At 30.3% G+C, this 20,807-nt stretch carries 20 protein-coding genes; 12 read left to right on the forward strand and 8 right to left on the reverse strand.

What is annotated here, in order from left to right; genetic code table 11:
• The first annotated feature begins 100 nt into the window (after positions 1-100).
• The 7 genes from Q5I67_RS05985 to Q5I67_RS06015 all read left to right on the forward strand — a co-directional run bounded on the left by Q5I67_RS05985 (position 101) and on the right by Q5I67_RS06015 (position 6,035).
• The gene (locus tag Q5I67_RS05985; RefSeq protein WP_302486703.1) at positions 101-832 is read left to right on the forward strand and encodes a pseudouridine synthase; all 732 of its coding nucleotides are present in this window, start codon (positions 101-103) and stop codon (positions 830-832) included.
• The gene (locus tag Q5I67_RS05990) at positions 832-2,070 is read left to right on the forward strand and encodes an NAD(P)/FAD-dependent oxidoreductase (protein WP_302486704.1); all 1,239 of its coding nucleotides are present in this window, start codon (positions 832-834) and stop codon (positions 2,068-2,070) included. The genes Q5I67_RS05985 and Q5I67_RS05990 overlap by 1 nt, the downstream gene beginning before the upstream one ends.
• A gap of 126 nt (positions 2,071-2,196) precedes the next feature.
• On the forward strand, positions 2,197-2,616 hold the full coding sequence (locus tag Q5I67_RS05995) for an Rrf2 family transcriptional regulator (protein ID WP_302486705.1): 420 nt from the start codon (positions 2,197-2,199) through the stop codon (positions 2,614-2,616).
• A gap of 87 nt (positions 2,617-2,703) precedes the next feature.
• Complete coding sequence (locus tag Q5I67_RS06000) at positions 2,704-3,486, forward strand: EcsC family protein (RefSeq protein WP_302486706.1); 783 nt, start codon at positions 2,704-2,706, stop codon at positions 3,484-3,486.
• Positions 3,487-3,500: 14 nt separating this feature from the next.
• Positions 3,501-4,487 carry a Gfo/Idh/MocA family protein gene (locus Q5I67_RS06005; protein ID WP_302486707.1) on the forward strand — a complete coding sequence of 329 codons (987 nt, stop codon included), beginning with the start codon at positions 3,501-3,503 and terminating at the stop codon, positions 4,485-4,487.
• A 169-nt stretch (positions 4,488-4,656) separates the two neighbouring features.
• On the forward strand, positions 4,657-5,535 hold the full coding sequence (locus Q5I67_RS06010) for an amidohydrolase family protein (protein WP_302486708.1): 879 nt from the start codon (positions 4,657-4,659) through the stop codon (positions 5,533-5,535).
• Positions 5,532-6,035 carry an LptA/OstA family protein gene (locus Q5I67_RS06015; RefSeq protein ID WP_302486709.1) on the forward strand — a complete coding sequence of 168 codons (504 nt, stop codon included), beginning with the start codon at positions 5,532-5,534 and terminating at the stop codon, positions 6,033-6,035. The genes Q5I67_RS06010 and Q5I67_RS06015 overlap by 4 nt, the downstream gene beginning before the upstream one ends.
• A gap of 55 nt (positions 6,036-6,090) precedes the next feature.
• On the opposite strand, the gene Q5I67_RS06020 is transcribed toward Q5I67_RS06015, so the two are convergent.
• Entirely contained in the window at positions 6,091-7,173 is a 1,083-nt protein-coding gene (locus Q5I67_RS06020) for an iron-containing alcohol dehydrogenase family protein (RefSeq protein ID WP_302486710.1), read from the reverse strand.
• A gap of 178 nt (positions 7,174-7,351) precedes the next feature.
• Between Q5I67_RS06020 and Q5I67_RS06025 the strand changes: the two genes are divergently transcribed.
• Both Q5I67_RS06025 and Q5I67_RS06030 read left to right on the forward strand, forming a co-directional pair.
• Positions 7,352-7,528 carry an XRE family transcriptional regulator gene (locus tag Q5I67_RS06025; protein WP_302486711.1) on the forward strand — a complete coding sequence of 59 codons (177 nt, stop codon included), beginning with the start codon at positions 7,352-7,354 and terminating at the stop codon, positions 7,526-7,528.
• A 3-nt stretch (positions 7,529-7,531) separates the two neighbouring features.
• On the forward strand, positions 7,532-7,984 hold the full coding sequence (locus Q5I67_RS06030) for an ImmA/IrrE family metallo-endopeptidase (RefSeq protein ID WP_302486712.1): 453 nt from the start codon (positions 7,532-7,534) through the stop codon (positions 7,982-7,984).
• Positions 7,985-8,029: 45 nt separating this feature from the next.
• Here Q5I67_RS06030 and Q5I67_RS06035 read toward each other — a convergent pair whose 3' ends face one another.
• Positions 8,030-8,587 carry a flavodoxin family protein gene (locus Q5I67_RS06035; protein WP_302486713.1) on the reverse strand — a complete coding sequence of 186 codons (558 nt, stop codon included), beginning with the start codon at positions 8,585-8,587 and terminating at the stop codon, positions 8,030-8,032.
• Positions 8,588-8,694: 107 nt separating this feature from the next.
• Between Q5I67_RS06035 and Q5I67_RS06040 the strand changes: the two genes are divergently transcribed.
• On the forward strand, positions 8,695-9,036 hold the full coding sequence (locus Q5I67_RS06040) for a helix-turn-helix domain-containing protein (RefSeq protein ID WP_302486714.1): 342 nt from the start codon (positions 8,695-8,697) through the stop codon (positions 9,034-9,036).
• Positions 9,037-9,074: 38 nt separating this feature from the next.
• On the opposite strand, the gene Q5I67_RS06045 is transcribed toward Q5I67_RS06040, so the two are convergent.
• Positions 9,075-9,908 carry an AraC family transcriptional regulator gene (locus tag Q5I67_RS06045; protein WP_296897933.1) on the reverse strand — a complete coding sequence of 278 codons (834 nt, stop codon included), beginning with the start codon at positions 9,906-9,908 and terminating at the stop codon, positions 9,075-9,077.
• Between the two features lie 121 nt (positions 9,909-10,029).
• Between Q5I67_RS06045 and Q5I67_RS06050 the strand changes: the two genes are divergently transcribed.
• Both Q5I67_RS06050 and Q5I67_RS06055 read left to right on the forward strand, forming a co-directional pair.
• Positions 10,030-11,379, forward strand: coding sequence for a glycoside hydrolase family 32 protein (locus Q5I67_RS06050; RefSeq protein ID WP_302486715.1), 1,350 nt, complete (start codon positions 10,030-10,032; stop codon positions 11,377-11,379).
• Between the two features lie 14 nt (positions 11,380-11,393).
• Positions 11,394-13,289, forward strand: coding sequence for a PTS beta-glucoside transporter subunit IIBCA (locus Q5I67_RS06055; RefSeq protein ID WP_302486716.1), 1,896 nt, complete (start codon positions 11,394-11,396; stop codon positions 13,287-13,289).
• 80 nt (positions 13,290-13,369) lie between these two features.
• Here Q5I67_RS06055 and Q5I67_RS06060 read toward each other — a convergent pair whose 3' ends face one another.
• The 5 genes from Q5I67_RS06060 to Q5I67_RS06080 all read right to left on the reverse strand — a co-directional run bounded on the left by Q5I67_RS06060 (position 13,370) and on the right by Q5I67_RS06080 (position 20,749).
• On the reverse strand, positions 13,370-15,952 hold the full coding sequence (locus Q5I67_RS06060) for an FAD-dependent oxidoreductase (protein WP_302486717.1): 2,583 nt from the start codon (positions 15,950-15,952) through the stop codon (positions 13,370-13,372).
• A gap of 157 nt (positions 15,953-16,109) precedes the next feature.
• Positions 16,110-18,707: a 3'-5' exonuclease gene (locus Q5I67_RS06065; RefSeq protein WP_302486718.1), complete on the reverse strand. Its 2,598-nt coding sequence runs from the start codon at positions 18,705-18,707 to the stop codon at positions 16,110-16,112.
• 83 nt (positions 18,708-18,790) lie between these two features.
• Positions 18,791-19,408 carry a DUF4337 domain-containing protein gene (locus Q5I67_RS06070; protein ID WP_302486719.1) on the reverse strand — a complete coding sequence of 206 codons (618 nt, stop codon included), beginning with the start codon at positions 19,406-19,408 and terminating at the stop codon, positions 18,791-18,793.
• Positions 19,409-19,511: 103 nt separating this feature from the next.
• Complete coding sequence (locus Q5I67_RS06075) at positions 19,512-19,889, reverse strand: MerR family transcriptional regulator (RefSeq protein ID WP_270349566.1); 378 nt, start codon at positions 19,887-19,889, stop codon at positions 19,512-19,514.
• Between the two features lie 101 nt (positions 19,890-19,990).
• Complete coding sequence (locus tag Q5I67_RS06080) at positions 19,991-20,749, reverse strand: sulfite exporter TauE/SafE family protein (protein ID WP_302486720.1); 759 nt, start codon at positions 20,747-20,749, stop codon at positions 19,991-19,993.
• Positions 20,750-20,807: the final 58 nt, after the last annotated feature.

Below are 20,807 nucleotides of genomic sequence, written 5' to 3' on the forward strand. Positions count from 1 at the left end.
AGAGTATGAATGATAAGAAATTCATACTCTTTTTTCATAAAGATGATATTTATTATATGATATAATTTGATATAGATAATAAAATATAAGGAGAATTATTTTGCAAGAAAGATTACAAAAATTTTTAGCTCGTACAGGGATTGCTTCGCGTCGTGGAGCAGAAAAATTAATTACAGATGGTAAAATTCGCGTCAATGGTGTAGTAGTAACTGAATTAGGAACAAAGGTTGATCCTGTAAAAGATAAAATTTCATATAATGGCAGAATGCTTAAAGTTGAAGCAAAAAAAGTATATTATATGCTCAATAAACCAAAAGGATATATTTCTAGTGTAAAAGATGAACGTGGCAGAAAAACTGTTGTGGATATCTTATCTGATGTAGAGGAAAGAATTTTCCCTATTGGTCGTTTGGATTATAATACAGAAGGATTATTATTACTCACAAATGATGGCGAATTTATGAATAAGTTATTGCATCCTAAATATGAGATTGGCAAAACTTATGTTGCAAGAATAGATGGTATTATTAATATAGAAGCTTTAGATAAATTAGCAAATGGTGTGAAGTTGGAAGATGGTAAAACTGCACCTGCTGATGTATATTTAGACTCTATAAATAAAACTTTGAAAGAATCTCGCGTGGAGATTACTATCTATGAAGGTAAAAATCGCCAAGTTCGCCGTATGTTTAAGGCTTTAGGATATGAAGTCAAAGCCTTAAAACGCATAGCATTTGCAGGTCTTACTTTGGGTAAATTAAAACGTGGAGAATATAGAAAATTAACTGAAACTGAATTATTGCGTTTGCGTAAAAAAATAGGAGATAAATAATGCGTAAGGTTATTGTTGTTGGCGGTGGGGCTGCTGGACTTATGGCGGCTGTCAGTGCTGCACAAAATGGTGCAGAAGTGATGTTATTGGAAAAAAACAATCGCTTGGGTAAAAAATTATTAATTACTGGTAAAGGTCGTTGTAATGTAACAAATACAGCACCATTGCAAGAGTTTGTAAAAAATATTCCTGGTAATGGTAGATTTTTATATAGTGTATTCAGCAAATTCTTTAATTGGGATATTCGAAGCTTTTTTGAGGAATTAGATGTGCCATTAAAAGAAGAACGCGGTGGACGAATTTTTCCTGTAAGTGATAAAGCTATTGATATCGTAAATGCCTTTGAAAAAATTTTGCATAGATTGGCAGTACAGATAAAGTTAAATGAAAGTGTAAAATTTTTAAAAGTAGATAATAATAAAGTAACAGGTGTAATCACTGAAGAAGATAATTTATATGAAGCCGATGCTGTCATTTTAGCTACAGGTGGTTCATCCTTCCCTGGGACAGGTTCAACAGGTGATGGGTATCGCATGGCAAAACAGATTGGGCATACTATTGAGCCTTTATTTCCAGCACTTGTACCTTTAGAATGTGAAGAAGATTGGGTAAAAGATTTCCAAGGTTTATCACTTCGCAATGTAAATTTAAAGGTATTAGTTGATGGTGAAGTAAAAAAAGAAATGTTTGGTGAGATGTTATTCACTCATTTTGGTGTAAGTGGGCCAATTATTTTGACTTTAAGTCGTGATATTGCTAAATGGTTAAGAGAAGGAAAATCTGTAGAATTATCTTTAAATCTCAAACCTGCTTTGACAAAAGAACAGCTTGATAAACGCATTTGTAGAGATTTTGAAAAATATAGTAGAAAACAAATAAAAAATGCTTTAGGCGACTTATTGCCAAGCAAGATGATTAGTACAGTGATTGATTTAGCTTTTATTGATGAAAATAAATTTGTAAATCAAATAAGCAAGGCTGAACGTGAAAGATTAGTTGATTTATTGCAAAATATGGTGATGACTGTTACAAAGACAAGACCACTTAGTGAGGCTATTGTAACAGCTGGGGGCATTTCTACAAAAGAAATAAATCCTAAAACTATGGAGTCAAAACTAATTAAAGATTTATATTGCGTAGGCGAAGTAGTAGATGTGGACGCTTTTACAGGCGGATATAATCTGCAAGCTGCTTTTTCTATGGGTTTTGTAGCTGGTGAGGCCAGTAGTTTAGAATAATTTTTTGATTTTATAATTGAAATATTAATATTTTTTAGTAGATAGTTTTTTTGGCAAAAAATTCATGTTATACTATAAATTAGATAGGATTTATTTAATTTTATAGTAAGGTGGGATTGAAGCTCGATGAAAATATCAACTAAAGGCAGATATGCATTGCGATTAATGTTAGATATCGCATTAAATGATGCAAAAACACCAGTTCGTATAAAGGATATTGCTGAACGTCAGCAAATTTCAGATAAGTATCTGGAACAGATAGTGTCTAGTCTGAATAAAGCAGGCTTTGTAAAAAGTTTGCGTGGACCTCAGGGTGGATATCGCCTGACTAAAAAACCAGAAGAATATACAGTGGGAATGATTTTACGACTTATTGAAGGGAGTTTAGCCCCTGTAGCCTGTCTAGATGATGATGTTAATAATTGTACGCGTGCAGATAGATGTCCAACATTAATTCTTTGGGAAAAATTATATGAAGCTATAAGTGAAGTTGTGGATAATATCACTTTAGCAGATTTAATTAGTTGGCAAAAAAATATGATGTAAAAAAAGAGATTAATTAATATGCCTACTAAGGTAAATATTAATTAATCTTTTTTTATAATGTTGTTAGAAAAAGAGGAGGATATCTTGATGTATGATGAATATATAGAAAAACAATTAGTAGAAATCAATAGATGGGAACAGCAAAAACCGAATGTAGTCAATAATGGTATAAATAAAATGTTTTCGCCTATGAGTAAATTCACAAGAAAAATAATTCCTGAAACGGTAGTTGAAAAGGCAATATATCATGCCCATGATATTGGCAAGAAATTGGCAAATAAAAATGATATTTTAAAAGATGCAAATGTAGATAATATTGAAGAATTGCGTCATAAGGATTTAGCTTTATCTGATAAATTGGCTAGTAATGTGCATAAATGGGCAGTCGGTATTGCAGGATCGGAAGGTTTTGCTACAGGATTTGGTGGTACGGCTACTATGGTAGCTGATGTAGGTGCTGTCATAGTTTTAGCTTTTAGAACTATTCATAAGATTGCTATGTGTTATGGATATGAGGTAAAATCAGCTGAGGATAAAGAATTTGTATTGAATATTTTGTCTGTATCTGGTGCTAATGACATGAAAGAGAAAAAAGAGGCATTATTAGCATTGAAATCAGATTTTTTACAAAAGAAAATAATTGAAGAAGTTTTGATGAGTAATTTAGTTAAGAAAGTAGCTAAACAATTAGGTATTAATTTAACTAAACGTAAATTGATGCAGATAATGCCAGTTATAGGAGCTGGCATAGGAGCAGCAGTGAATGCTTCCTATATAAATGATATTGCATGGACAGCTAGACGGTCATATCAATTAAAATGGATTGCTGATAATGAATATATAGATGTTAATAATTTAAATAATATATAAGGAGTTTTGATTTTATGAAAGACTTTAATGTAGGTATTATTGGAACAGGTTTAATCGCTTCAGTGATGGCAGAAACCTTAAATGGATTGAAAGATAAAAATGTGAAGAATTATGCAGTGGCTTCAAGAACTCTAGCTAAAGCTGAAATTTTTGCTGATAAATATGGTATAGAAAAAGCATATGGTTCGTATATAGAATTAATTCAAGATAAAGATATTGATTTAATTTATATTGCTGTGCCACATAGTGAACATTATCGCGTAGCTAAATTATGTATAGAAAATAAAAAGAATGTTTTATGTGAAAAACCTTTTACTGTAAATGCTGATGAAACAAAAGATTTATTAGCTTTGGCTAAAGAAAATAAGGTACTTATTACAGAAGCAATTTGGACAAGATATATGCCTTCACGAAAATTAATAAATGATGTCATTGCTTCTGGTATTATAGGACAAGTACATTCCATTCAGGCAAATTTGGGATATCCACTTAAAGATGTAAAACGCATGATTTCTCCAGAACTTGCTGGCGGTGCATTGCTTGATGTAGGTGTATATACAGTTAACTTTGCTTTGATGGTATTTGGCAATGATTTAAAAGATATTTTTGCTAAAGCGGTGATGTCAGATAAAGGTGTAGATTTAACAGATAGTATAACACTCACTTGGAATGATGGAAAAATGGCAGTTCTTCATGCTTCTATGATGACACCTACAGATAGATCTGGTTTTATTTATGGAGAGAAAGGTTATATTTGTGTAACTAATATTAATAATCCAGAAGCAATAAAAGTCTATGACATAGAACATAACTTAATTAAAGAAGTAGAAATACCAAAACAAGTAACTGGATATGAGTATGAAGTTTTATCTAGTCAAAAAGCAATTAACCAAAATGAGTTAGAATGTGAAGAAATGCCACATAAAGAAACTATTTTTGTCATGGAAATATTAGATAAAATACGCAATCAATGGAATATGAAATATCCTTTTGAAAAATAAATATTTAGTGGATAACAAATATAAAAACGCCTATATGTTAAGGCGTTTTTATATTGGAAAATAATTTTAATGATAATTTAATCAAACTAGATAAGTAAGTTTATTGAGCTAAACAAAGATAATTTGTATAATAGAGTTTAGATAGGATATAGATTTTAGAGGTGAATGTATGATGGATAAAATTATAGATTGTCATATGCATTTTTCAGCTAAAGGTATATTTGATAAAACAGCTGAAAATATTGGTTTAAAATGCACTTTAGAAGAAGTGAAACATCAATTTGAACAAAATAATATAGTCTTGGGTATTGGAATGGGAGTTGATAAATGCGAAGATAATATCTATAATAATCCACAAATTATTTACCATGGAGAAGAGAGATTTCCTTCTTTTTTAGTACAATGTTTAGGAATAAATGCTTTAGCAATTAATAGAGAAAATTTAAAGGATACTTTAGAATGTTTTAAGGCTAAATTAGAAGAGAATACAACTGTCGGTCTGAAAATCTATACAGGATATCAACCTTATTTAGCTACAGATAGAAAATATAGATATTTTTATAAATTGGCTCAAAAATATGATGTACCAGTGGTTTTTCATATGGGCGATACGGCAAATTCTATGGGTAAGTTAAAATATTCGCATCCATTGATCCTAGATGAAGTAGCTGTTGATTTTCCAAAGGTAAAATTTGTAATTGCACATTGCGGTACACCATGGATAGCTGATGCTGTAGAGGTAGTAGCTAAAAATAAAAATGTATATATGGATTTGTCTGGTCTTATGGAGGGAAATTTTAAAGCTAAAAAACAGATAAAAGAATTTAAACCATATTTGGATGTATTTAGAACATGGTTTAATTATTTACATGATTATCAAAAATTGATGTATGGTTCTGACTGGCCTTTGGTAGATATGAAGGAATATATCAAAGTAATACAATCAATAATACCGAAAAAAGCATATGATGATGTATTTTATTATAATGCTTTAAAGGTTTTTGATAGATTGCCAGAATATTTAAAGAAACAGGAGAAAAATTTATGATTAAATTGAAAGTTTTAATAAAGTCAATGTTTTTAGTTTGTATACTAATGTTAACTATGGCAGGAGTATCTAGTGCTAGTGTATCAGTGACATCTGATAGTAAATACTTTGATATTTCATCTGGTTGTTTTGTACTTGAGGGAAATGTTTTAGTAAAGACTGATACAAGAACGATAGGTGCAGATAAAGCCCGTGTAAATTTAATGACTAAAGAAGTATGGGCAAATGGCAATGTATATGTGGAAGAGCCTCAAGAAGAAATTAAATTTAAGGGTGGAAGTGTATATGCTTCTGACGAAATGAAAACAGCGGTGATCAAAGGTGATGCTTTATTAGAGCGACCAGGTATATCTATTCAAGCGGAAAAATGTTCTTTTAATTGGCGAACTAAAATCGCAGAATTTAGTGGATTAGTAGAAGTACATCAAGATGGAAAAATAGAAATATATGATGTAATTCATTATGATGTAATAAATAATAAGATAATAGATGAACAATAATATATTATTTATAAAAAAAGAGTCACTAATTTATTAGCGACTCTTCTTTTTATTTTTAAGCTAGATGTTCATTATGATAGATTTCTAAATCCATGATGGCATTATAAACCATTTCACGAGTTATTTTATATGGTACATGAACGATATCATTTGTAGTCATCACTTTATCTAATACGATGGCAAGTTCATCTTTATTATTTATTTCTATATCTTTTAAACAAGTTGGTAATTTTGCTTGGCGATTAAAAGCATATACTTTTTCAAATGCTTCTTTTTGTTTATCTAAAAGTAATAATACAAGTACACCATAACTTACAAGCTCACCGTGAAGATGTTTTTCGCCTTGAGGAAGCATCGTACAACCGTAATAAATAGAATGAGCAAGGCAACTGTTGTAATCATTGATTACGAGAACGGAAACGAGACCTGTGCTTACGATTATAGTCAATACTACTTGTTCTAAAGCTTCACTTACTTGATGATTTTTGGCAGAAGCCAAAGCTTCAAGACCGTATTGTAATAATGTATCAGAGCAATTTTTACTGATTTGTACACCTAAAGCATTTGTATGGTTCATTTCATCATTACGAGAGGAAAAGCCTGTTTCATATTGTTTAGATAAAGCATCGCCGATGCCAGCCCAAATATATTGATAAGGGGCTTCAGTGATAATTTTTGTGTTAATAAAACAATGTAGAGGGCTTTTTTTAGGAAAATATAATTCTTTAAAGCCATGAGTATCATCATCATAAATTACACAGACAGCTGTTACAGGAGAACAGTTTGAAGCTATTGTAGGAAAAGAAAATACTGGTTTATTTTCCATATCACAAAGAGTTTTGCAAGTATCAATAGCACGACCACCACCTACAGCAAAGACCATATCAGCTTTTTGATATTGTGGATTTTGGGAAAGTTTTTTTACATTAGCATAAGTAGAATCGCCACCATACCAAATGAAATCAATTATTTCAATGTCAGAATTATGTATTCCAGCTAAAAGAGCATCTTTAGCCTTAGAGATTGCTGTTTTACCACCGATAACTACTGCTGTTTTACCATAGGCACTACAAACTTTTGGAATTTGATTATAAACGTCGCTACCTACACTATATGAAGGTAAAAATACTGTATTCATTAATAAGACCACCTTATACTTAAATAATAAAATCAATATTATTATTTGGAACTATTTGTATTTAGAAAGTGATTAATAGTTTATAACCAATTTTTAAAAATGTCAAGTTGTAAACTGTATAATTAGAAAAATATATATGATATAATGATTATTAAAGAGAAAATAAGGTCTTTTTGTAGTGAAAGGTGATTTTATGGGTAAAAATACAGGGCTGGAAAAATTTTTAAATGAAGCAGAAGTTTTGTTTGACGGTAATACATATAAATTAAATGTAGAAGAGCGACAACAAATACAAGAAGCATTAAAAATGGCTTTTTGGGATGCAAAAGAAAGAAATAAGCGAAAGAAAAAATAAATTATGCGAAAAAATATAAAATTAAGAGTGAAAAATCTCGTCAATAAGTATCAGACAGCAGATCCTTTTGCATTAGCGAAAGAATTAGATGTGAATATTTTATATGTACCACTTCCAGAGAAGATACGTGGAATATTGGTACGTGTTTTGCGGAAAAAGACTATTTTATTGAATGATAAGTTGAGTTATGAAGCTCAAAAAATTGTAATTTGTCATGAACTTGGTCATGTGCGTATGCATTGGCATGCAGGTTATTTTTTTCAGCATGAAGGAATATATTATTCTCCTGCTCGCTATGAATGTGAAGCAAATGAATTTGCTATTCATTTGTTGAATTATTCTAGTGATTTTATTTATGATAAAGATTATATACTTGAAGTATTATCTAAAGAAAATCCTAATCCATATGAAGTGCATAAGATAATCAATGCTTTGATGCAGATTGAAAGCATTTAAAAATACCAGCTAAATTATAGCTGGTATTTTATTTACTATATAATTTTATATGGATTTGCCTAAGTCTTCAGCTTGCTTTAATTGTTCTGGTTTATTTAAAATATCGCCAATATTCATATTTCCTCCAGCATAAACAATACCTAGATTTTTCCAGCCTAAATGAGAGGTTAGGCCTTCATAAAAAGCTTTAACTGGTGCGAAATTATCAGCGGTATTTCCTTCTGAAGCCATAAGAAAAATACATTCTTTTTGAGGATTTTCATAATTTGGATTTAATTCAGCTATGGCAAATAAACGATCAAAGGTAGTTTTTAGCTGACCTGTGATACCCCAATAATACATAGGGGAGGCTAAAACTATGACATCTGCTGTTTTATATATAGGGTAAATTTTCGACATATCATCTTTTTGTACGCATGGATAATTTTCATCTTTTCCACCATTACAACAACCTAGACAGCCATGGATATTCATTTTTTGCAAGTCAAAGCAAATGACTTCATGCCCAACAGCTTTTGCTCCTTTAGTAAATTGATTGATGAGTTCTTTTGTATTTCCATTCATTCGTGGACTACCATTTAAAATACAAATTTTCTTATGCATAAATTTACACCTCCAATATTTATAATATAATTATATCAATATATATTTTAGGGTAAAAGTACGCACATTTTTGTTAGATACTAACTAAAAGGAGAGTATAAATATAAATGTTTAAAAACTATATTGAGAATGCAAATTTTAAAGATACTGGGTTTAGTTATACTTTATCATTAATACGTGGTAAGTATAAGATGGTCATTTTATATTGTTTGATGGAATTTAAAATTGTCAGATATAATGAATTAAAACGCTATATAAAAACTATTTCACATAAAACACTTGCCATGTCGTTAAAAGAATTAGAAAAAGATGGCTTGATAATCAGGAAGGAATATCTACAAATACCACCTAAAGTAGAATACAGTTTATCAGATAGAGGAAAATCACTTATGGTGATTTTAGACCAATTATGTGTTTGGGGAGAAGTGCATAAAAATGATAAGAAATAAAAAACTTAGTAAAATTATTAAACTTTTAGGTAGAAAAATTATTTTTCAGTGTAGTGTTTTCTATACATAGATGGTGAAATGGAAAATTCTTTCTTAAAAGTACGTGAAAAGGCTAATTGGTCATCAAATCCTAGAGAAGAGGCGATAATCGAAATAGAAAGCTCAGTAGTTATCAAAAGACTACGAGCTTTTTTTAATTTTAATTGCATTATATATTGTTTGGGTGATAAATGGAATTTTTCATGAAAAATACGGGTTAAATAATTAGGGTGAATATTAAATTTTTTAGCGATATCTTTTAGAATTAATTTTTCGGCATAATTGACATCAAAATAAAACTTTAAATCATTGGCAAGAGATTTAGTTTGCATTTGATTTTCAGATAAATTAATGTCCTCAAATAATTGTGCCAAAATGAGAAATAATAAACTATTAGCTTTTAAATAATGAATAATATTATTTTCTTGTAGATTAATAATTTCATTGATTAAGGATTGGTATTTTTTAATATTTAGGTTATGAATAATATAAATGTCGTCAGTTTTTTTCATCATTTGATAGATATAGTTTTGAGAATTAATGCCTAAAAAACTAATCCATGTATAACACCATGGATTAGTTGATGAAGCTTTATAATAAGAAATTTTTCCTGAAGGAATTAAAAAAGCATCTCCTTGTTTTAGATTAAAAGTCTGTTCATTGATGTGAAGGGTACCTTCGCCACTGATGACAAAATGAATTAATTGATAATCTCTATATTTAGGACCATAACTATATCCAGGTTGACATTTTTCATAACCAGCACTGTAGAAGGATAAATCAGATAAAGATTTATAATGTGTACTATGTTGAGTCTCTTTATATTCTTTCATAGTTAATATTATAAAATAAAAGGTTTGTTTTTTCCATATTTTAGTAAAGAAATACTATAGCAAAATTATGGTAAATATTATTTAATATATATGTACTTTTAATGAAGGAGAAGCAAGAAAAATGAAGCAGTTTGTTAGACAAAAATTTCATTTAGAACCTAATATTGGCCTATTGAATGATCCGAATGGCTTAGTTCAATATAAAGGTTTATATTATGTGTTTTTTCAATGGAATAGGTTTGAAAAAAATCATACATATAAGGAGTGGGGTTTGTTTACTTCTAAAAACTTAATTGATTGGAATTTTAAGGGAAGTGCTATTATACCCGACCAAGAATATGATCTCAATGGTGTTTATTCGGGTAGTAGTTATGTGATAAATGATAAGCTGTATATTTTTTATACGGGAAATAGAAAATATGAAAATAGGAGAAAAAGCAGTCAATGTTTAGTTATATCTAAAAATGGAAGAAATTTTCTAAAAAAAGGAATAATTATAAATACACCTACAAAATATAGTGAACATTTTCGCGATCCTAAGATTTTTAAAGGAAAAGAAAAAGATTATTTTATAGTGGTAGGAGCACAAACAGCAGAGACAAAACAAGGAGCAATTGTATTATATCGCTCTCCAGAAGGAGAAAATTGGCGGTATATTTCTGAATTAGCCATATCGCAAAAATATCAAATGGTAGAGTGTCCAGACTTATTCAGTATAGAAAATAAATATATTTTGTTATATTGTCTCCAACATAGAGATAATGAAAAAGATATACCATTAAAAAGTTTTGCTGTGTATAAAATAGTTGATTTAGATGAGGCTACAGGAAGACTTGATGATAATAATTTAGATGAAAATTATTTTATGATAGATTATGGTTTTGACTTTTATGCACCGCAGACTTTTAAAGATGATAAGAATAGACGAATTTTATGGGCTTGGATGTCAAGAATGAATGACGACGAAGAAGAAGCTTTTGCCAAATTGCAGGATAGTATACATTGTTTGACTATCCCTAGAGAAATTTTAATCAAAAATGGCAGATTGTATCAAAAACCAATAGAGGAATTATATAGATTATTAGCTGAAAAGATAGAGATAGAAAAGCAAAGTGATGGTCAATTCGATATTGTTAATGATAGACATAGTATGTATTTAAAATTAAAAGATATTGCTAGTGGTCAAGATATTGATTGGACAGTAAAAGATGAAATTAAAATCAATTATAGTTATAAGAAAAAAGAATTTGCTCTGTATAGATTGAATTGGCTGACAAATAATTGGGATAAAAAATCATGTGATTTGGAAAGTTTAATGGATTTAGAAATATGGATAGATAATTCTAGTATAGAAATATTTATCAATGCGGGAGAAAAAGTATTTTCATCAAGAATATATCCTAAACATCAGGGAATATCTATAAGTGGAAATTTATGTGGTGATTTAAGCGTAAGAAATATAGATAAATAAAAGAGGGGTAAATTATGGAGGATAAAGAATTAGCTATAAAAATAATTGAATTGGTGGGAACTAAGGAAAATATTGTTTCAGTTAGACATTGTGCTACAAGATTGAGAATTGTAGTGAGAGATAAAGATAAAATACAAGTGAAAATGATAGAGAGCATCGAAAAGGTAAAAGGTTCATTTTTTAATTCAGGGCAATATCAAATTATATTGGGAACGGGTTTAGTAAATAGGATTTATAATGAAGTCATAAATATAATCGGTGAAAACAATAATGCAGATGAGGTAAAATATGGCAATAGTTTCCAAAGGGCTATAAGAATGTTTTCTGATGTATTTGTGCCTATCATACCAGTATTGGTTGCTACTGGTCTATTTATGGGTGTTCGCGGTTTACTCATGCAAGAAGAGATTTTAAATATATTGGGTATTAATCCTACAAATATACCAGAGTCTTTATTAACTTTTTCTAAAATATTAACCGATACGGCATTTGCTTTTTTACCTGCTTTAGTTTGTTGGTCTACTTTCCGCAATTTTGGTGGTAGTCCAGTAATTGGTATGGTTTTGGGCTTGATGTTAGTAAGTCCAAGTCTGCCTAGTGCTTATGATGTAGGAGCTGGAAAGATTGAGCCTTTATTATTTTTTGATTATATTAAAGTGTCAGGATATCAAGGTTCTGTATTGCCAGCTTTTGTCACAGGTGTTTTAGCAGCAAAATTTGAATGTTGGGTTAGAAAACATATACCTGATGTGGTTGATTTGATTATTACACCATTTTTGACTTTACTAGTAGGTATTGTATTGGCTTTATTTGTTTTAGGTCCTATACTTCATTGGATAGAATTAGAATTATTATTCTTAGTTAAATCTATTTTATTTTTACCTTTTGGCATAGGTGGATTTTTATATGGTTGTTTTGGTCAATTATTTGGCATTTTTGGTATACATCATATTTTCAATTTCTTGGAAATCAGTATGTTAGCTCAAGATGGTTGGAATTATTTAAATCCAATAGGTACTTGTGGAAATGTAGCTCAAGCTGGTGCTGTATTGGCTGTGGCTATGAAAGCTATTTCTAATAAAGTAAAACAAGTAGCATATCCTTCTTGTTTATCTGCTTTATTGGGTATTACTGAACCGGCTGTGTTTGGGGTTAATTTAAAATATATAAGACCTTTTGTTTGTGCAATGATCGGTGGAGGCGTTGGCGGATTTTTAGCTTCAAATTTACAATTAAAAGCTACTGGTATGTCAATCACAGGTATTCCAGGAACATTATTATATTTGAATGAACAATTGCCATTTTATATTTTAGTAAATATCATCTCTTTTGCTGTAGCTTTTACAATTACATGGTTTTTTGGATATAATCAAAAAATGGAAACTGGAACAGAAAGTATAAACGAAAATAAAGACGATAATTTAGTGGTTAACAATGATACGACTGCAAATATCAATGAAGAAATAGAAATATTAAGTCCATTAAAAGGAAAAGTTTTACCATTAAATGAAGTAAAAGATGATGCTTTTTCTTCTGGTATTTTAGGAAATGGTATAGCTATAAATCCAGAAGATGGTATGTTAGTATCACCAGTTAATGGTGTAATAAGCGTATTATTACCTACATTACATGCTGTGGGAATTACAACTAGCGAAGGTATAGAGTTATTAATCCATATAGGAATGGATACTGTAAAATTAAACGGAGAAGGTTTTAAAGCTTTTGTAAAACAAGGCGATGAAGTAAAAATTGGTCAAAAATTAATAGAATTTGATATAGATTTATTAAAATCAAAAGGGTATTGTTTAGATGTACCTATTGTAGTAACAAATATGATGAATTATACAGATGTTGTTTGTACTAAACAATTAACAATAAATAAAGGTGAACAACTCTTTATGATTAAATAAATGAATATTTTGTGTTGGTATGTAAATAAAAAAGATAGAATACGAAGATGTATTCTATCTTTTTTGTTTGTATTAATATATTAGCAAGTAGCCCCACCAACTAAATGTTTTTGTGCATTTAAGTTTTCTTGTTTGCGAGATAATAGGTCATCTGCTAATAATTGAGCTTCTACATTGGCAAAGCCTAAGCGTTCAATAGTATCAGAGAAGCGTTCGCCTGTAATACCTTGTTCACGGAATAAAAGGATAGCTTTTTCGACAATGGCTAAAACTTCTTCTTTTGATGTAAAGATTTTGGATAAAGCCTGTCCTTCTTTGACATGTTTACCCCAACGACCGCCGATATAAACGCGATAACCATCTGTATAATTATCAAAGCAATGGAATGGGCATTTATTTACGCAAAGACCGCAGTGATTGCAATGTTTTTCATCAATAGTTATTTTTTTGTCTACGACATTTAAAGTTTTCATTGGGCATCTATTCATTGGCTGACAGATTTTGCAACCACGACATTTTGCATAATCAATTTGAGGAACGCGTTGACCGATGATACCGATATCATTTAGATTTGGTTTTACACAGTTATTAGGACAGCCCCCAACTGCGATTTTGAATTTATGAGGAAGTTTTACATCTCTATATCCTTTATAGAAACGTTGATGAATTTCTTCAGATAAAGCAAATGTATCAATTAAGCCATATTGACAAGTAGTACCTTTACAAGAAACCACTGGACGAACTTTCGAGCCTGTACCACCTGTTTCAAGTCCTGCATTTTGCATTAGATATTCGCGTAAAGGTTCAATATTATCATATGGAACGCCTTGAATTTCCACAGTTAATCGAGAGGTCATTGTTATTTCGCCACTGCCAAATTTTTCTGCTGCTTCAGCGATGACTTTACTTTCTTGAGCTGTAATTTTGCCGTTTCTAGTGATTACACGACCATTGAATTTATCTGCTGTATTTTTGTCTTGAAGAAAACCTAGAGCTTTTACAGCTTTTATTTCTTCAGGTGTTAATTTAGATGTAGTTTTTACTTTTACGTCATTGAAGAAAAGACCACCTTCGAGAGAAAGTGTATTTGTATATCCTAAATGTCTTAAACGATTTTGTAAGAAATATGCACGTTTACCTTTAGCACATACTAAAAGAAGTTTTTCATCTTTATCAATACCTTCTATAGGTGCGTTTACTTTTGCCAAATCTACATATTTAGCACCGCGAATACTAGGAACTAAACCTGCATCAATTACACGATAATCCTTTGCTTTACCAGCTAGATATTCAGCAGGAGTGATGCTGATTAATTTATGGCTTAATTTATTTTGCATAATATGAACTGTTTGTACAAATGGATGAATAGCTGTGGAGAATGGAGGTGCATAGCAAAAATCCATACATTCACATTGTTCAATAGTGGCATCTAAAGAGATTGCTGTTACGGCAATATCTACCATTTTATCTACAGCACCGCTTCCAAGTGCTTGGAAACCTAAGATTTTATGTGTGGATTTATCTACGATTAATTTGGTGATGAAAGAGCTTGCATCTGGATAGTAATGGGCTTTATCATCAACGACAGCCATTACAGTTTCTACATCGTAACCAGAATCACGAGCAACTTTTTCACTAAGACCTGTTCTAGCACAATTTAATTCTGGAAGTTTTACAATGCCTGTACCTAATACACCAGGATAATTTTTAGGTGTATTATTTAAAATTTGAGCTAAGAGTCTGCCTTCTAAGTTGGCACTAGAACCCATTGGAGACCATTGAGCAGAATGTGTCATTCTGTTGGAAACCATAGCACAATCGCCAATAGCGTAGACATCAGGTAGGTTTGTCTGTAATTGTTCATTTACAAGAATAGTTCCTTTAAACATTTCCATACCTGTATCATTTAAAAAGGCAGTATTTGGTCTGATACCAACAGATAAGATTACTAAATCTGCACTTAATTCACCAGCAGAGGTTTTGAGTGCAGAAACTTTATCATCACCTAAAACTTCTTGAGCAGCAACGCCAGTTAATACGCGAATACCATGTTTTTGTAAATGTTTTTGTACATAATTAGCAATTTCGGGATCAATGACGTTAGGCATGATTTGGGGAGCAAAATCAATAACTGTTACATCGACTTTTTGAGCTAAAAGGTTTTCAGCAACTTCAAGACCGATAAAGCCACCACCAACAATAACAGCTTTTTTTACTTGATTGTTAGTAACATAATCTCTTATATTTACAGCATCATTAGGAAGGCGTAAAGAAAATACACCTTGTTTTTTTATGCCTTCAATAGGTGGAGTGATTGGTGAAGCACCAGTAGCTATGATTAATTTATCGTAAATATAAGTAGTTTCTTCATTAGTGATTAAATTTTTAGCTGTGACAATGTGATTGTCATTATCTACAGCAGTAGCTTCTACATTAGTAAAAACGTTTACGCCTGTCATTGCAGCATATTTTTGGGGAGTATTAACAATTAGACTAGAGCGATCTTCGATAAAGCCTCCAATATAATATGGTAAACCACAGCCAGCATAAGAGATATCACCATCTTTAGCAATGATTGTGATATCCAAATCACGATTTTCTCTTTTTAATTTTGCAGCAACTTTTGTACCTGCTGCGACACCACCGATAATAAGTATTTTCATAAGAGAATACCTCCAATATAATATATATATAATTTATTTTAAAATGCAGATAAATTAATTTACATTTATTTTAACACTTATATTACTAAAAGTATACGAAATTATTTTAAAATTTATACGATTTTGATGAAGAAAAATAAGGCATGAAAATTATGCCTTATTTTTTAGTAATAAATTGTTCAGGAATATAATTTATTAGACGGCTTAATTTACCTGAGCTAGAAAGAAATAAAGCTTTTTTTGCACGAGTGATGGCCACATAGAAAAGACGTTTTTCTTCTTCAGTAATAGAGCCACTGCGTGTGCTGAAATATGAGGGAAAAATGTCATCATTCATGCCAGCTAAAAATTCATAATCAAATTCTAAGCCTTTTGCCTGATGAATAGTTATAATAGGAATTTTAGGGTGAGAAGAGGTAAGAGCATCTAAATCTGTATTAGATAAACTAGCATATTGTAATAATTCTTTGATACCATTTGTTCCTCGCTGTGAGTTAAGTTCTGCTTTGGCTAATCTAAATAAATTGCGAATATTTTCTAGGCGAATAGCTCCATCTTTAGTTGTTGTAGCTTTATAGATATTTACTAAATTAAATTCTTCAACGATTTGAGCAATTAGATTTTCTAAAAGTAGATTGTCATTTAAAATATTATGCAGTTTTTGGAAAATTTGAGCTACATGAATGAATTTATTTTTTTGTTTATTGATTAATTCACTGCGTTTTTTAGCTGTAGGAATGATTTTATCTTCGAGTAACTTGTGCAATAATTCCCATGTGGCAAAAACATCATCTAGAGAATTATGGTTTGATTTTGTTTCAAATTGAAAATGATTACTCAGAAATTCAAGTTTATGATTAGGTAGGTTAGGATAAAAACGACGAACTAAATCTAAGGTATCAAAATTTATATTAGAGAAATTTACAGGTTTTAAGTTATGTTTTAATAGATTTTGATTGAGAATATCCATATCATAACCGCGAATATTATGACCTGTGATGATGGCATCTTGAATAAATTGACAAAATTCTTGAAGAACAAGTTTAGGATTTTCGCCATGAGTTTGTAAATATTTATCAGAAATATGATGTACTTTTTCAGAGTCGCCAACAGGTTTATCTGATTTTAGATAACGATTGAATTCAGCTATTTTTTTCCCTTTGCGAATTTTGATGGCGGATAATTGAATAATATTGTCTGCAAAAATATCTGTACCTGTACCTTCAATATCAAAAACTATGATGTCTTTGGATAGGTAAACTGAAATTAAGTCAGAAAAAGGTTCATAGTTTGGATTTTGGAAATTTGCATTGATAAAATCAGATAGACGCAATCCATTTTGAAGATATTCAGCAGAAGATATTTGCTTGATAGTACGAATACCAATATTAGGGATTAAATTTATTAATATTCGTTGTAGGCTAAGATAATCATTAGGATTGATGAGATATTTCATAATGGATAGAACATCTTTTATTTCTTGACGTTTGAAAAAGCGGATATTATCTATTTGAATGAAATGGATAGGTTCTTCTTGATTTTTTTGATTATAGATATTGGCTAGATAGTTTAGATGTAATGTTAAGTTTTGTAGATAATTGTTTTGGCGAACTAAAATAGCTATTTGCGTAGGTGTTTTTACTAAAGGTAATAAATTTACGATATTTTGAAAAATCCATTGGGCTTCGTTAGCTAGAGAGTTTGCTTGTTTTAATTCTATTTTATGACCGAGTTCACTGCTTTTTGAAAGTAGATTTTTAGCATAGGAATGAAGGATAGTTTCTTTGCAAAAAAGATTTATTAAAGTATTATAAGCCATTTCTAAAAGTAATCTAGTAGAGCGATAATTTTCATTGAAATTAATGATTAAAGGGTTATATTTTTTAGTGAAGGCAGTTAAGATTTTTTGAGGATTAGAGCCACGCCATTCATAAATAGTTTGAAATTCATCGCCACAGAGCATGATATTATTAGCAGGAAAGAGATTTTCGAGCATAGTATATTCAAAAGAACTAGTGTCTTGCATTTCATCAATCATGATATATTTGTAGCGTTTTCGCCATGATGAGCATATATTTTCGTCTTGAAATAAACGATAAGCATTAGCGATTAAATCTTTGTAATCTAAACCATGCATTTGTTGTAAAGCTAATTCATAGTTGATGATTATATTTAAACCATCAAATTGAAAAAATTTCGTTAAATTATCGCTTTGTTGTTGATTGAATGTTTTGTTGAATTTCAAATGCTGATGATAAATAGTAGTATAATCAGCTTCGATATCTTCAGTATAGATATGCTTTAAAGCTCGTTCTTGCTTTAATTGCTCAATGCAATTTACGATATATTGAATATCTAAGGCTCTAGCTTTGGGAAAATTGGCGATAGTTTGTCTGATTAGCGTCTTTTGGTCTTCATCATCAAAGATGACGAATTCTTTAAATATTGTTTGTGCTTTTTTGGCGGTAGTGGTAATCACTTGATAAGCAAAGCCATGAATGGTGCGAATGGTGATTTTATTTGCTGTTTCAAAATCTAATTGCGAAGTGATGCGATTTTTTAATTCTCGACAAGCTTTGTTAGTGAAAGTTAAGCAGAGAATTTCATCAGCATTGGCACGATTTTTATTTAAAATATTAGCTACACGATAAGAAAGTACATTTGTCTTGCCTGTGCCAGCTCCTGCACTTAAGAGTATATTTTGATTTAATTCATTGATTACTTGATGTTGTTTTTGATTAAAAGTAATAGACATGATAGACTCCTGATAAATTTATGTATATTTGTAGTTTAACATAAATAAAACCTCTTAGCATAATAATACTAAGAGGTTTTTAATTACATAGTTAAATTTCTATAATATGAAGTGATAAAGATACTAAATCCAATGATACCGGAAATAGAACCTATATACCAATAATATTTTATTTTACTAAGTGTAGTCAATGAAGATAATAAAATACCTATCTGCAAAAAGATTAAAGCATTACCAAAGTTAGTAGATATCTCTTTTGTCAATAAATGACGTTGTTCTGCTTCCTGAGCTTTAGCTGTTAAAGTGATTTCTTCTTGCTTATATTGAGCAATTTCTTGTTCATAGATAGCTTTTTTAGCTAAAAGTTCAGTTTTTAAAGCATTATCTGTATCTTTGAGTTTAGCAAGTTCAATTTCAATAGTATAAAGTTCAGTTTCTAAAGTTGTTTTCTTAATCGTTTTTGCTTGGTAGTTTGACCAGTGGTTAAAAGCTTCATTTTGACTTGTTACTACTTGGTTGCCTAGACTTGCAGCTTTGAAAGAAGCCAATGTGCCGACAACGGCTAAAATCAAGGTTGTAATTGCTACTAATAATTTTAAAGTTTTTGACCATGGCTTGTGGATAACTTCTTGTTTATATTCTGTTATAAAGTTATCATCTTCATCATTTAAATTAGTTTGTTGTTTCCTATCGGGGTCCATAAATCATCTCTTTCTTTTGTTTACAAAATTAATGTATAGTTAATTATAACTTAAAACGATAAGAAATAGCAATGTTTTTATTTTTTTATAATTTAATTTTAATTTATTTGTTTAATAATTTTTTTTCAGCAGGAATAATGATTTCTTCATAGCGGTCTACTTTTTTATTTAAACGTTCAATTACTATATTCATAGCATCAATTTGTTTTTGTAGGCGATCGCGTTGTTCAATTAAGATATCTTTGCGAGCTTCTGCTGTGTTTTCTTGATAAAAGAGGTGAACATAATCAATCAATGCTTCGATTTGAACGCCAGCAGAACGCATACATTTTATAAATTCAATCCAATTACATGATTCTTGGTCAAAATCACGAATACCATTTGGTTTGCGTGGCACAGGTGGAATTAAACCAATACGTTCATAATAACGAATAGTATCGGGGCTGAGATCGTATTTTTGACTTACTTCTTTAATGGTCATATTATCACATCCTTATTGAGTTTTATACTTAAAAATATAATAGCATTTGAAGTAAACTCTAAGTCAATGATTTTTACTTTGAAGAAATAATAATTTGTAGTTTAGTGGAATAATAAAAGAATTAAGCCCCCAATTGTTGGCATAGCGACAATGGCAAATTTTAAGATTGGTTTTGGTGCTAGATGTGTAAATTTCGAGCCAATAAAAGCACCTATCATTAAACCTGCTACGGTTTGTAGAAAAATAGTGAAATCTAAATTTCCAGAAGTGAGATAGCCTAGACCACCAGAAGCGGAAATAGGAAGAATAATCAACATACATGTTCCTATGGATTTTAAAAGTGGTACACCGAATATAATTAATAAACTAATTTGAATAAAAGCAGCAGCTCCTATGCCAAAAGCACCAGATAAAAAGCCATTGATACAGCCGACTAATATACCATAGATATAAAATTTTTTGCCAGTTAATGATGTAGTTGGAACTTTTAAATATTTATTTAATAAATCATTATGATATACTTTTATATATAAAATTAGAGCTGATAGAATAATCATTAAAGCAGTAAAAATACTTAAAATATTTTCTGGTATGATTGTGGAAAATTTAGCACCGATAAAAGCACCAACTATGCCACCTAGACCAATGATTAGACCTGTTTTTAGTTCAACTTCATTTTCTCGTAGATGACTTATAACACCAGATAACATTGTAAAAACCATAGAAGATAAAGCAACACCTAGTGCTATATGGATAGGAATATTAAATCCGACTGTAAGTAATGTAATAGTAACACCTGCTCCACCAGCACCGACAAAACCAATTAATGCACCTAGCAATAACATAGAGATAAGTATCATAGGAACTTCACCTCGAAATTTAATTTTTTTATTATCGATTTTATTATAAAAAATAAAA

Origin of the sequence: uncultured Megamonas sp. (assembly GCF_958438645.1) — a bacterium.
GTDB lineage: Bacteria > Bacillota > Negativicutes > Selenomonadales > Selenomonadaceae > Megamonas.

What these genes read in the sequence shown, in the direction of transcription:
- Q5I67_RS05990 (WP_302486704.1), top strand. Translation starts at nt 832, where the DNA reads ATGCGTAAGGTTATTGTTGTTGGCGGTGGGGCTGCTGGACTTATGGCG.
- Q5I67_RS05995 (WP_302486705.1), top strand. Translation starts at nt 2,197, where the DNA reads ATGAAAATATCAACTAAAGGCAGATATGCATTGCGATTAATGTTAGAT.
- Q5I67_RS06000 (WP_302486706.1), top strand. Translation starts at nt 2,704, where the DNA reads ATGTATGATGAATATATAGAAAAACAATTAGTAGAAATCAATAGATGG.
- Q5I67_RS06005 (WP_302486707.1), top strand. Translation starts at nt 3,501, where the DNA reads ATGAAAGACTTTAATGTAGGTATTATTGGAACAGGTTTAATCGCTTCA.
- Q5I67_RS06010 (WP_302486708.1), top strand. Translation starts at nt 4,657, where the DNA reads ATGATGGATAAAATTATAGATTGTCATATGCATTTTTCAGCTAAAGGT.
- Q5I67_RS06015 (WP_302486709.1), top strand. Translation starts at nt 5,532, where the DNA reads ATGATTAAATTGAAAGTTTTAATAAAGTCAATGTTTTTAGTTTGTATA.
- Q5I67_RS06020 (WP_302486710.1), bottom strand. Translation starts at nt 7,173, where the DNA reads ATGAATACAGTATTTTTACCTTCATATAGTGTAGGTAGCGACGTTTAT.
- Q5I67_RS06030 (WP_302486712.1), top strand. Translation starts at nt 7,532, where the DNA reads ATGCGAAAAAATATAAAATTAAGAGTGAAAAATCTCGTCAATAAGTAT.
- Q5I67_RS06035 (WP_302486713.1), bottom strand. Translation starts at nt 8,587, where the DNA reads ATGCATAAGAAAATTTGTATTTTAAATGGTAGTCCACGAATGAATGGA.
- Q5I67_RS06040 (WP_302486714.1), top strand. Translation starts at nt 8,695, where the DNA reads ATGTTTAAAAACTATATTGAGAATGCAAATTTTAAAGATACTGGGTTT.
- Q5I67_RS06045 (WP_296897933.1), bottom strand. Translation starts at nt 9,908, where the DNA reads ATGAAAGAATATAAAGAGACTCAACATAGTACACATTATAAATCTTTA.
- Q5I67_RS06050 (WP_302486715.1), top strand. Translation starts at nt 10,030, where the DNA reads ATGAAGCAGTTTGTTAGACAAAAATTTCATTTAGAACCTAATATTGGC.
- Q5I67_RS06055 (WP_302486716.1), top strand. Translation starts at nt 11,394, where the DNA reads ATGGAGGATAAAGAATTAGCTATAAAAATAATTGAATTGGTGGGAACT.
- Q5I67_RS06060 (WP_302486717.1), bottom strand. Translation starts at nt 15,952, where the DNA reads ATGAAAATACTTATTATCGGTGGTGTCGCAGCAGGTACAAAAGTTGCT.
- Q5I67_RS06065 (WP_302486718.1), bottom strand. Translation starts at nt 18,707, where the DNA reads ATGTCTATTACTTTTAATCAAAAACAACATCAAGTAATCAATGAATTA.
- Q5I67_RS06070 (WP_302486719.1), bottom strand. Translation starts at nt 19,408, where the DNA reads ATGGACCCCGATAGGAAACAACAAACTAATTTAAATGATGAAGATGAT.
- Q5I67_RS06075 (WP_270349566.1), bottom strand. Translation starts at nt 19,889, where the DNA reads ATGACCATTAAAGAAGTAAGTCAAAAATACGATCTCAGCCCCGATACT.
- Q5I67_RS06080 (WP_302486720.1), bottom strand. Translation starts at nt 20,749, where the DNA reads ATGATACTTATCTCTATGTTATTGCTAGGTGCATTAATTGGTTTTGTC.